Annotated in this window: 13 protein-coding genes; 6 read left to right on the top strand and 7 right to left on the bottom strand. The window is 68.3% G+C overall.

All coding sequences use genetic code 11. The features are described 5' to 3' along the window. The first annotated feature begins 95 nt into the window (after positions 1 to 95). Positions 96 to 1334, top strand: a complete 1239-nt coding sequence (gene argJ, locus VRZ77_RS14545; protein WP_414593359.1) for a bifunctional glutamate N-acetyltransferase/amino-acid acetyltransferase ArgJ — start codon at positions 96 to 98, stop codon at positions 1332 to 1334. A 19-nt stretch (positions 1335 to 1353) separates the two neighbouring features. Continuing rightward, positions 1354 to 1764, top strand: a complete 411-nt coding sequence (gene mutT / locus VRZ77_RS14540; protein ID WP_241621711.1) for an 8-oxo-dGTP diphosphatase MutT — start codon at positions 1354 to 1356, stop codon at positions 1762 to 1764. 52 nt (positions 1765 to 1816) lie between these two features. Here mutT and VRZ77_RS14535 read toward each other — a convergent pair whose 3' ends face one another. Continuing rightward, positions 1817 to 2695, bottom strand: coding sequence for a methyltransferase domain-containing protein (locus VRZ77_RS14535; protein ID WP_414593358.1), 879 nt, complete (start codon positions 2693 to 2695; stop codon positions 1817 to 1819). Between the two features lie 131 nt (positions 2696 to 2826). Between VRZ77_RS14535 and VRZ77_RS14530 the strand changes: the two genes are divergently transcribed. From VRZ77_RS14530 to VRZ77_RS14515, 4 genes are read left to right on the top strand one after another with little or no spacing between them, the layout of a single operon-like run. Beyond that, complete coding sequence (locus VRZ77_RS14530) at positions 2827 to 3654, top strand: ComF family protein (RefSeq protein WP_414593357.1); 828 nt, start codon at positions 2827 to 2829, stop codon at positions 3652 to 3654. A 55-nt stretch (positions 3655 to 3709) separates the two neighbouring features. After that, positions 3710 to 3967, top strand: a complete 258-nt coding sequence (grxC, locus tag VRZ77_RS14525; RefSeq protein WP_414593356.1) for a glutaredoxin 3 — start codon at positions 3710 to 3712, stop codon at positions 3965 to 3967. 32 nt (positions 3968 to 3999) lie between these two features. Continuing rightward, positions 4000 to 4917, top strand: coding sequence for a carbon-nitrogen hydrolase family protein (locus VRZ77_RS14520; RefSeq protein ID WP_414593355.1), 918 nt, complete (start codon positions 4000 to 4002; stop codon positions 4915 to 4917). After that, complete coding sequence (locus tag VRZ77_RS14515; RefSeq protein WP_414593354.1) at positions 4914 to 5381, top strand: DUF1178 family protein; 468 nt, start codon at positions 4914 to 4916, stop codon at positions 5379 to 5381. Before VRZ77_RS14520 ends, VRZ77_RS14515 begins: the two co-directional genes overlap by 4 nt. A gap of 101 nt (positions 5382 to 5482) precedes the next feature. Here the strand turns inward: VRZ77_RS14515 and VRZ77_RS14510 are convergent, their stop codons facing one another. From VRZ77_RS14510 to ffh, 6 genes are all read right to left on the bottom strand, one after another. After that, the gene (locus tag VRZ77_RS14510) at positions 5483 to 6034 is read right to left on the bottom strand and encodes a hypothetical protein (RefSeq protein WP_414593353.1); all 552 of its coding nucleotides are present in this window, start codon (positions 6032 to 6034) and stop codon (positions 5483 to 5485) included. A 141-nt stretch (positions 6035 to 6175) separates the two neighbouring features. Continuing rightward, positions 6176 to 6586 (bottom strand): 50S ribosomal protein L19, encoded by a 411-nt coding sequence (rplS, locus tag VRZ77_RS14505; protein ID WP_414593352.1) that lies wholly within the window; start codon positions 6584 to 6586, stop codon positions 6176 to 6178. A 127-nt stretch (positions 6587 to 6713) separates the two neighbouring features. Beyond that, on the bottom strand, positions 6714 to 7427 hold the full coding sequence (trmD, locus tag VRZ77_RS14500) for a tRNA (guanosine(37)-N1)-methyltransferase TrmD (protein WP_414593351.1): 714 nt from the start codon (positions 7425 to 7427) through the stop codon (positions 6714 to 6716). 63 nt (positions 7428 to 7490) lie between these two features. Continuing rightward, complete coding sequence (gene rimM / locus VRZ77_RS14495) at positions 7491 to 8033, bottom strand: ribosome maturation factor RimM (RefSeq protein WP_414593350.1); 543 nt, start codon at positions 8031 to 8033, stop codon at positions 7491 to 7493. 190 nt (positions 8034 to 8223) lie between these two features. Next, positions 8224 to 8592, bottom strand: a complete 369-nt coding sequence (rpsP, locus tag VRZ77_RS14490; protein ID WP_241621718.1) for a 30S ribosomal protein S16 — start codon at positions 8590 to 8592, stop codon at positions 8224 to 8226. 42 nt (positions 8593 to 8634) lie between these two features. After that, positions 8635 to 10179, bottom strand: coding sequence for a signal recognition particle protein (gene ffh, locus VRZ77_RS14485; protein WP_414593349.1), 1545 nt, complete (start codon positions 10177 to 10179; stop codon positions 8635 to 8637). Positions 10180 to 10207 lie beyond the last annotated feature (28 nt).

The raw sequence follows: 10207 nt of genomic DNA, 5'->3' as shown, positions 1-10207 counted from the left end.
CTATGTGACAGAGTTCGCCCGGCTATCCGCCTTGCGCTCGGGCCTGCCTTCGGGCACACCCGTTCGGCCCTTGTCCCGCCGCACGAGTTCCCCCGATGGCTCACGCTTCCCCCGTTTCCCCGCTCGCTCCGAAGTCCGTTCCCGATGTCGGCCCGGTCGCCGGCGTGCGCTTTGCCACCGCCGAGGCGGGCATCCGCTACAAGGGCCGCACCGACGTGCTGCTGCTGACCATGGACGCGGGCACCACGGTCGCTGGCGTGTTCACCAAGTCCAAGTGCCCCTCCGCTCCGGTGGAGTGGTGCCGCGCCAACCTGCCCAACGGCACGGCGCGGGCGCTGGTGGTGAATTCCGGCAATGCCAATGCCTTCACCGGCGCCAAGGGGCGTGAATCCACCAAGCTCACCGCCGAGATCGCCGCCCGCGCGCTGGGCTGCCGCGAGGAGGAGATCTATCTCGCCTCGACCGGCGTGATCGGCGAGCCGCTCGACGCCACCAAGTTCGAAGGCGTGCTGGAAGAGACCGCGACGCGGCTCGCCCCGCTGCCCTGGATCGAGCCCGCCAAGGCGATCATGACCACGGACACCTTCCCCAAGCTCGCCACGGCGACGGTGAAGATCGACGGCGTGAGCGTGACCATTGCGGGCATCGCCAAGGGCGCCGGCATGATCGCCCCGGACATGGCGACCATGCTGTCCTTCGTGTTCACCGACGCCACCATTGCCGCCCCGGCGCTTCAGGCGCTGCTGTCCAAGGGCGTGACCGACAGTTTCAACGCCGTGACCATCGACGGCGACACCTCGACCTCCGACACGCTGATGCTGTTCGCCACCGGCGCCTCCAAGGCCCCGCTGATCGAGGACGCGAAAGACCCGCGCCTTGCGCGCTTCCGCAAGGCGTTGCAGGGCGTGCTGGCGGACCTCGCCGAGCAGGTCGCCCGCGACGGCGAGGGCGCGCGCAAGCTGGTGCGCATCCACGTCACCGGCGCGGTGTCCAAGCGCTCGGCACGGCGCATCGCCATGGCCATCGCCAATTCGCCGCTGGTGAAGACCGCGATCGCCGGTGAGGACGCCAATTGGGGCCGCGTGGTGATGGCGGTCGGCAAGGCGGGCGAGCCCGCCGAGCGCGACCGGCTCTCCATCGCCTTCGGCCCGATCCGCGTGGCGCATGAAGGCGCGCGCGACCCGGCCTATGACGAGGCCGAGACCTCCGCCTACATGAAGAACGACGTGATCGACCTCTCCGTTGACCTCGGACTCGGGCGCGGCTCGGACCGTGTGATGACCTGCGACCTCACCAAGGAATATGTCGCCATCAATGGCGACTACCGTTCGTGAGCGGGAAGGGGCTTTCCGCATGAAGCTGGTGCTCGTCGCCGCCTGCGCGCTGGTCGATGCCGATGGGCGGGTGTTGCTCGCCCAGCGCCCCGAGGGCAAGCAGCTTGCCGGCATGTGGGAATTTCCCGGTGGCAAGGTCGAGCCGGGCGAGCGCCCCGAGGATTGCCTGATCCGCGAGCTGGACGAGGAACTCGGCATCGCCGTCAAGGAGCCGTGCCTCGCCCCGCTCACCTTCGCCAGCCACACCTACGAGACGTTCCAGCTGCTGATGCCCTTGTGGATCTGCCGGCGCTGGGAGGGCGTGGCGCAGGGCCGCGAGGGGCAGGCCATCGCCTGGGTGAAGCCGGGTCGCCTGCGCGACTACCCCATGCCGCCCGCCGACGAGCCGATCATTCCCGTACTGCTCGACCTGCTCGGCCCGGGGCGGTAGCACGGCCCCTCTGCCATGGCCGGGCCAGACCCGGCCTAAGGGCGCTGCACGCCTATCCCTCGCCCGGCTTGCCTTCCGGCACTTTGAGCGCGTCGGCGAGGCGCATCTTGGCGGAGCCCGGGCGCAGCGGCTTCTGCTGGCTCTCGTGCGGCGCCCAGCCGGAAATCCAGCAGATTTCAAACGTCGCCCGCAGCCGTCCGTCCGGGTCGGAGAAGCGCTCGGCATAGACCTCAAAGGCGCGCACCAATGTCTTGCGCAGCAGCGGCACGCGTGTGCGGTCGGTCAGCGGGTTGGCCGCGCCCATGCGCCGGAGATCGTGCAGCAGCGACAAGGGATCGCCATAGCGTACCACCACCCGGTCGACATCGGTCACCGGCAGGGCGAGCCCGGCGCGCTGCATCAGCCCGCCGAGATCGCGCAGATCGGCGAAGGGGGCAACGCGCGGCGAGATGCCGCCCAGCGTGTCGCTCTCGGCAATGGCGAAGGCCTCGCGCAGTTCGGCCAGCGTGCCGGAACCGAACAGCGCGGCGAGCAGCAGCCCGTCCGGCCGCAGCGCGCGACGAATCTGCGCCAGCACGCCCGGTAGGTCGTTGACGGTCTGGAGCGCGAGCCCCGACACCACGAGATCGAGCGAGGCGGGCGCGAAGGGCAGGGCCTCGGCATCGATCACCGCCGCGACATCCGCCCGCTCCGCCGGGCCGAACGCGAGCAGGCGCCCGATCATCGGCGCGCCGGCCAGCGCCCGGCGCACCGAATCGGCCGGCGTGCCGAGATCCGCGGCCACCGCGAAATCGCGCTTCACCGCGGCGAGCCGGTCGGCGAGGTCTTCGGCCACCCGCTCCAGCAGGAAGGTTTCCGCTCCCAGCGCCAGGGCGCGCCGGCGGCGGGCGGCAAGCGCGCGGGGATCGAAGATGTCGGCGGGTCCTGACATGGCGGGCTCGGGATTTTTATGGGCCGTTGCGCCCCGCAATAGAGCTTTTTCGCGCCCGCGCAAATCATGCGATGGCCCGTGCGGGACGCGGCGGGCGATGTTACCATTCGCCGATGGAGCCCCTTGCCGACATGGAAGCCCTTGCCGAAACGCCGCCCGCGCTCGTGCCCAGCGGACCCTGGCGTGATGTGCGCGCCGGGATCGGCGCCGGTCTGCGCCGATTTGGCCGGTTCCTCCTCGATGTCGTGCTGCCGCCCGGCTGCATGGCCTGCCGCGCGGCGGTGGACGAGCCCGGCTGCCTGTGCGGGGCGTGCTGGCGTCGGCTGGAATTCATCGATGCGCCTTATTGCGAGCGGCTGGGTATCCCGCTCTCGGCAGGCGAATTCGGGCGAGGTGCGCGCCTTTCCATTGCCGCGCTCGACCATCCCCCGGTCTATGAGCGCGCCCGTGCCGTGGCGGTGTTCGGCGATGTCGCGCGTGAACTGGTGCACGGGCTGAAATATGCCGACCGGCTGGAATTCGCCCCGCCCATGGCGCGGATGATGGCGCGCGCCGGCCGCGACCTGCTGGCGGACGCCGACGCGCTGGTGCCGGTGCCGCTCTATCCCACCCGGCTGTGGCGGCGGCGCTTTAACCAGTCCGCGCTGCTGGCGGGCGGCATCGCGCGGGAGACCGGCGTTCCGCTCCGCGCGAGCTGGCTGGCGCGCGGGCGTGCCACCGTACCCCAGGTCGGGCTGGACCGCGCGGCGCGCGCGGCCAATGTCGCCGGGGCCTTCAGCGTGCCGGAGGGCGAGGCTCTGGAACTGCGGGGCCGGCGTATCGTGCTGGTCGACGACGTGCTGACCACCGGCGCCACCATCGACGCCTGCGCCAAGGCGCTGGCGCGCGCGGGAGCGGCGCGGGTCGATGTGCTGGTGTTCGCACGGGTTGTTGACGGCGCGCGGCGGCCCATATCATAGCAATGTCACATGCATGGGCCGCCGTAGAGTGGCGCCTACCGGGAGCACGACGCTCATGACCGATGTCGAGATCTACACCACCTTCACCTGCCCCTATTGCCACGCCGCCAAGGATCTCTTGAAGCGCAAGGGCGTGGCCTTCTCCGAGATCAACGTGACCGGCGATCCGGTGAAGCGCTCCACCATGTCCAGCCGCGCCAATGGCCGCACCAGCGTGCCGCAGATCTTCATCGGCGGGCGCCATGTCGGGGGCTGCGACGACCTGTACGCGCTCGACGAGGCCGGCGAGCTCGACGCGCTGCTGGCCGGCTGATCCTCCCGTTCCTCCTGAAGAGAGCTGATCCCATGACCGCTCCGGCCGCCTCCGCCCCCAAGCCGCTGCATCTGGGCAAACCGTTCCGCGCCGCGCTGGTGCAGATGCGCACCGCCAAGAGCGTCGCCGCCAATATCGAGGCCGCCTCCGCGCTGATCCGCCAGGCGGCGGGCGCGGGCGCGAGCTATGTGCAGACGCCGGAAATGACCGGCACCATGGAAGAGAACCGCGAGGCGCTGTTCAAGGTGCTGCACGAGGAGGAGGCCGACCCGGCGCTCGCTCATTTCCGCCTGCTGGCGAAGGAACTCGGCATCCACCTCCATATCGGCTCGCTGGCGGTGAGGGCGAGCGAGCACCGCGCCGCCAACCGCGCCTTCCTGATCGGTCCGGACGGCGACATCCGCGCGCGCTACGACAAGATCCACATGTTCGACGTCGACCTGCCCAATGGCGACGTCTACCGCGAATCCGCCGCCTATCGGCCCGGCGAGCGCGCGGTGCTGGCGGATTTGCCCGACATCCGGCTCGGCTTTTCGATCTGCTACGATCTGCGTTTTCCCGCGCTGTTCCGCGCGCTGGCGGAAGCCGGGGCCGGAATGATCGCGGTGCCCGCCGCCTTCACCCAGTCCACCGGCGAGGCGCACTGGCACATCCTGCTGCGCGCCCGCGCGATCGAGACCGGCTCCTATGTGCTGGCAGCGGCGCAGGGTGGGACTCATGAGAACGGCCGCAAGACCTTCGGCCACAGCCTGATCATCGATCCGTGGGGAACGGTTCTCGCCGAGGCCGGCTCCGACCCCGGCGTGATCCACGCCGAGATCGACCCCGCCAAGGTGGCGGCGGTGCGCGCGCGCATTCCCTCGCTGGAGAACGGCCGGCGCTTCGAGCTGGTGACGCCCGCCGAGACCGCCTATCTCCACCTCGCCGCCTCCGAGGGCGACGCGGCATGATGCTGTATCGCCTGCATTGCGGGCAGGACCATGATTTCGAGAGCTGGTTCCGGGATTCGGCGGCATTTGACTCGCAGAAGGCGCGTGGTCTGGTGACGTGCCCGGTCTGCGGTTCGGCCGAGGTGGAGAAGGCGATCATGGCGCCCGCGCTTGGCGCCGGCACCCGCAAATTCGCGCCCGAGGAACCGGCGGTCCCGGCCGCGGCTCCCGCTCCCGCGCCGGTGGCGCTGATGGGCGAGAAGGAACAGGCGCTCCGCGCCATGCTCAAGGCCGTGCGCGAGCATGTGGTGAACAACGCCGATTATGTCGGCGAGGACTTCGCCGCCAAGGCGCGTGCCATGCATGAGGGCGACGAGGAAAAGCGCGCCATCTATGGCGAGGCCTCGCCCGACGAGGTGCGCGCGCTGATCGAGGACGAGATCGAGGTGCTGCCGCTGCCGGGCCTGCCGGACGAGCGGAACTGAGGGGTGTGGGTCAGTTCTTTCTCAAGCGAAGAAGGGAAGGCACTCATGACGAACTTTCTCCTTCCTGCGGTCGGTTTTACGAGCGGCGTTTCATTTGATGGCTACCAGCGTCCGTTTCGCCAATGAAATGGATCTTCAGAATTCGGATAGATTTTTACATAAAAACGATCTTGATTATCCAACAGATACTCCCACGTGTCTTCTTGGACAATATATGGCCATTCGAGGAGGTTGTGAGTCCCACCAAGTCGAGTAATCAAGCCCTTGGCTACAAGAGGCGCGAGTCGTCGATCCCCAAATTCCGCAACGAATGCCTTTCGGCCCGAGGTTACCATGTAGCATAGAAGCTCTTTTTCCTGTGGCGGCGCGCTCTCTATTTCTCGTAATATTCTTTCTTTTCTGATTTTATTGTGTCTCTGGCGACGGTATCGCTGCCATAGGATCGCTGGGAGATAAGCGACGTTCGCGATAAGGACGCTGAGCGAAAATGTGGCAATCACTACAGCAGTCGTGATAATACCCGACGGGGTGGTGTCCAGATATCGTATCTTGAAATAATCGCCGATTAGGATGATGCCGCACCCTACTAAGGCGGCCAAGGCCGGAAACCACCCGGCCTGCAAAGCTGCTACGAAATCTTTCAAGCTTGGCATAAGGTCATCCAGTAATGCGGAGGCTCCTGCATATGCTTGCTCGCTCTGACTGCAAGAGCAACATTCAATTTGTTCTCCGCCACACAAACAAAAAGGCCGGGGCATGCCCCGGCCTTCGTCATTTTGCCCTGAGGGCGAAGCTCACTCGGCGGCGGTCGCCGCGGCGGCCTTCTTGCCCTTGACGGCGTTCTTGTCCTGACGCTCGGCGATACGGGCGGCCTTGCCGCGACGGTCGCGCAGGTAATACAGCTTGGCGCGGCGCACCTTGCCGCGACGGACAACCTTGAGGCTGTCGATGTTCGGCGAGTAGAGCGGGAACACGCGCTCGACACCTTCGCCGTAGGAAATCTTGCGAACCGTGAAGTTCTCGTTGATGCCGCCGCCCGAGCGCGCGATCACCACGCCTTCATAGGCCTGAACGCGCGAGCGCTCGCCTTCCTTCACCTTGACGTTCACGATCACCGTGTCGCCCGGCTGGAAGTCGGGAATGGTCTTGCCTTCGGAGAGCTTGGCGATCTGCTCAAGATCGATTTCGCGGATAATGTCGGTCATCTTATCACCTCGCGCGAACGTCGCCGGTCAGGCCCGTTCGCATCTTGCTGTTTTCAGTTGGGGTAGTGACGGCGCGCCCTATACGCCAGATTAGGGCACTTGTCATGTCCTAATCGTCGCCGAACCGTCATCGGCTCCCGGATTTGTGCTGCGCTGCGACATAGGCCTCCCACAGGTCCGGCCGGCGCGCGCGGGTGACGGCCTCCGCTTGTTCGCGGCGCCAGCGCGCGACCTTGGCGTGGTCGCCGCCGGTCAGCACCTCGGGAATGCCCACGCCCTCGAACGCCTGGGGGCGGGTATATTGCGGATATTCCAGCAGCCCGGCGGAGAAGCTCTCCTCGGTGCCGGACTCGGGATGCCCCATCACGCCCGGCAGCAGGCGCACGCAGGCATCCAGCAGCAGCAGCGCGCCGATCTCGCCGCCCGAGAGCACGACATCGCCGACCGAGACCTCCTCCAGTCCGCGCGCGGCGACCAGCCGGTCGTCCACCCCCTCGAAACGTCCGCACACGATGACGACGCCGGGGCCGCCGGCAAGCTCGCGGACGCGGGCCTGCGTCAGTGGCTTGCCGCGCGGCGTCATCAGCAGGCGGGGGCGGGCGTCGCCCTCGGGCGCAGCGGCATCGACCGCGCGGGCCAGCACGTCGACCCGCATCACCATGCCAGGCCCGCCGCCGGCCGGGGTGTCGTCCACCGAGCGGTGGCGGTCAGTGGCGTGGTCGCGCGGGTCGACGGCGTCGAGCGCCCAGCCGCCATTACCCAGCGCACGCCCGGCCAGCGACAGGCCGAGCGGGCCGGGGAACATGTCCGGGAAGATGGTGACGAGGGTGGCGCGCCACATGGCGAGGGTTTCCAATCGCGGAAGCATCGTCCCGGCCAGCCAGCAGGCCGGGATGTCGTCTGGCTAGCCGCGGTCGGCCTCGGGTGGCGGGGCTTCTTCCTTCGCCCATTCCGCCGGATCGACCACCACCCGTCCGCCGGCGATGTCGACGCTCGGCACCACGGCCTTGGTGAAGGGCAGCATCAGCGTCTTGCCGCCGCCTTCGGGCGCGATTTCGAGAATGTCGCCGGCGCCGAAATCATGCACCGCGACGATCCTGCCGAACAGCGCGCCGTCGGCGAGTTGGGCGGCCAGGCCGATCAGGTCGGCATGGTAGAAATCGTCCGCGTCCTCCGGCTCGGGCAGGAGGTCGCGGGCGACATAGACCCCGGCGTTGGTCAGGGTTTCCGCCGCCTCGCGGGTGGCGACACCTTCGATCCGGGCGACGAAATGGTCCTTGGCTTCGCGCAGCGCGGCGAGGCGGAAGGTCCGCCGCCCGGTCTCGTCGGTGAGCGGCGCATAGTCGAACAGCGCCTGCGGGTCCTGCGCGAACACGAACAGCCGCACCTCGCCCTTCACCCCGTGCGGGGCGCCAATACGGGCGAGGAGGATGCGGTCAATGGCCATGGGTCGTCGGTCCCGTTCTGAAACGCAGAGCCGCATGCGCACGGCTCTCGCGTCTCGTCGCCGCCCTCATGGCCGGGCCATCAGCGGCGGGCGCAGCGTTTGCCGCACATCGCGGTTGCCCGGCGCTCGGCCGGGCATGACGTGCGGGCGTGTGCCGGGAGATGTCGCGGGCGATGCCCGCGACACCCGATCACTCGGCGGAAGCAGCGGCGGCGGCAGCGGCTTCGGCGGCCTTGGCGGCTTCGGCGGCGCGCTCCTGCGCCTTCTTGCCGGGCACGGCCTTCTCCGGGTTGTTGCGCGGGGCGCGCTTGGCGATTTCCAGCGCGTCGAAGAAGCGGGCCACGCGGTCGGTCGGCTGGGCGCCCTTGGCGAGCCACTCCTTGGCCTTCTCCACGTCGAGCGTGAAGCGGTCGGCGGCGTCCTTGGGCTTCAGCGGATCGAAGGTGCCGATCTTCTCGATGAAGCGGCCATCGCGCGGCGAGCGGGCGTCGGCGACGACGATGCGGTAATAGGGACGCTTCTTGGCGCCGCCACGGGCGAGACGGATCTTGAGGGACATTCTGGTCTTCCTTTCAGGGACGTAACGTTCAGTTCAAAGGGTTCATTTCTTTTTCGGCGGGAAGCCCGGCAGGCCCGGAAGCCCCCCCGGCTTGCCGCCGACACCCGGAAGGCCGGGAAGGCCGCCGGGGAATTTCGCGGGAAGGCCGCCGGGCATGCCGCCCAGGCCACCCGGCATCTTCTCGGCCATCTGCCGGAGCTGGTCGGGGGAGGGCATGCCGCCCATGCCACCGCCGCCGAGGCCGAACATGTTGGCGAGGCCCGCCATTGGCCCGCCGCGCTTGCCGCCGCTGGCGCCCATCGCCTTCATCATGTCCGCCATCTGGCGGTGCATCTTCATCAGCTTGTTGACGTCCTCGACCTTGGTGCCGGAGCCGGCCGCGATGCGCTTGCGGCGCGAGCCGTCCATCAGCTTCGGGTTGCGGCGCTCCTTCTTGGTCATCGAATCGATGATCGCCTTCTGGCGCTTGATGATGCGGTCGTCCATGCCGGCCGCCGCCATCTGGTTCTTCATCTTGCCGACGCCGGGCAGCATGCCCATCAGCCCGCCGAGGCCGCCGAGCTTCTCCATCTGGTCGAGCTGCATGCGCAAGTCGTCGAGGTCGAACGAGCCCTTGCGCATGCGCTCGGCGACTTCCATCGCCTTCTGGGCATCGATGTTCTCGACCGCCTTCTCGACCAGCGACACCACGTCGCCCATGCCGAGGATACGGCCGGCGACGCGCTTGGGATCGAAATCCTCCAGCGCGTCCATCTTTTCGCCGGTACCGATCAGCTTGATCGGCTTGCCGGTGACGGCGCGCATGGACAGGGCGGCGCCGCCGCGCCCGTCGCCATCCGCACGGGTCAGCACGATGCCCGTGAGGCCGACGCGCTCGTCGAAGGCTTTGGCCGTATTAACGGCATCCTGGCCGGTGAGGCTGTCGGCGACCAGCATGACTTCATGCGGGCGGGTCGCGGCCTTCACCTCGGCCACTTCCGCCATCAGCGCCTCGTCGAGCGTGACGCGGCCGGCGGTGTCGAGCATCACCACGTCATAGCCGCCGAGACGGGCGGCCTCGATGGCGCGGCGGGCGATCTGCACGGCGCTCTGGCCGGCGACGATCGGCAGCGTTTCCACGCCCACCTGCTTGCCGAGCGTGGCGAGCTGTTCCATCGCCGCCGGGCGGCGGGTGTCGAGCGAGGCCATCAACACCTTGCGGCCGGCCTTCTCGGTCAGGCGCTTGGCGATCTTGGCGGTGGAGGTGGTCTTGCCCGAGCCCTGCAGGCCGACCATCAGCACCGGCACCGGCGGGGCGGCGTCGAGATCGATCGGCTTGGCGTCCGAGCCGAGCATGGCGATCAGCTCGTCATGGACGATCTTGACCACCATCTGGCCGGGGGTGATCGACTTCACCACCTCGGCGCCGACGGCGCGCGCGCGCACCCGGTCGGTGAAGGAGCGCACCACGTCGAGCGCGACGTCGGCCTCGATCAGCGCACGGCGCACCTCGCGCATGGCCTCGTTCACGTCGGCCTCGGAGAGGGCGCCGCGTTTCTTGAGCCGGTCGAGTATGCCGCCGAGGCGGTCGCTCAGTGAGTCGAACATGCGTTCGTCGCTCCGTGGTTTCCAGCGC

It is taken from the genome of Ancylobacter sp. G4_0304 (genome assembly GCF_047501495.1).
Lineage (GTDB): Bacteria > Pseudomonadota > Alphaproteobacteria > Rhizobiales > Xanthobacteraceae > Ancylobacter.
This window is presented reverse-complemented; position numbering and strand designations above follow the sequence as displayed.

Coding starts and splice junctions, on each gene's coding strand:
- argJ (WP_414593359.1), top strand. CDS start 96: ATGGCTCACGCTTCCCCCGTTTCCCCGCTCGCTCCGAAGTCCGTTCCC.
- mutT (WP_241621711.1), top strand. CDS start 1,354: ATGAAGCTGGTGCTCGTCGCCGCCTGCGCGCTGGTCGATGCCGATGGG.
- VRZ77_RS14535 (WP_414593358.1), bottom strand. CDS start 2,695: ATGTCAGGACCCGCCGACATCTTCGATCCCCGCGCGCTTGCCGCCCGC.
- VRZ77_RS14530 (WP_414593357.1), top strand. CDS start 2,827: ATGGAAGCCCTTGCCGAAACGCCGCCCGCGCTCGTGCCCAGCGGACCC.
- grxC (WP_414593356.1), top strand. CDS start 3,710: ATGACCGATGTCGAGATCTACACCACCTTCACCTGCCCCTATTGCCAC.
- VRZ77_RS14520 (WP_414593355.1), top strand. CDS start 4,000: ATGACCGCTCCGGCCGCCTCCGCCCCCAAGCCGCTGCATCTGGGCAAA.
- VRZ77_RS14515 (WP_414593354.1), top strand. CDS start 4,914: ATGATGCTGTATCGCCTGCATTGCGGGCAGGACCATGATTTCGAGAGC.
- VRZ77_RS14510 (WP_414593353.1), bottom strand. CDS start 6,034: ATGCCAAGCTTGAAAGATTTCGTAGCAGCTTTGCAGGCCGGGTGGTTT.
- rplS (WP_414593352.1), bottom strand. CDS start 6,586: ATGACCGACATTATCCGCGAAATCGATCTTGAGCAGATCGCCAAGCTC.
- trmD (WP_414593351.1), bottom strand. CDS start 7,427: ATGTGGCGCGCCACCCTCGTCACCATCTTCCCGGACATGTTCCCCGGC.
- rimM (WP_414593350.1), bottom strand. CDS start 8,033: ATGGCCATTGACCGCATCCTCCTCGCCCGTATTGGCGCCCCGCACGGG.
- rpsP (WP_241621718.1), bottom strand. CDS start 8,592: ATGTCCCTCAAGATCCGTCTCGCCCGTGGCGGCGCCAAGAAGCGTCCC.
- ffh (WP_414593349.1), bottom strand. CDS start 10,179: ATGTTCGACTCACTGAGCGACCGCCTCGGCGGCATACTCGACCGGCTC.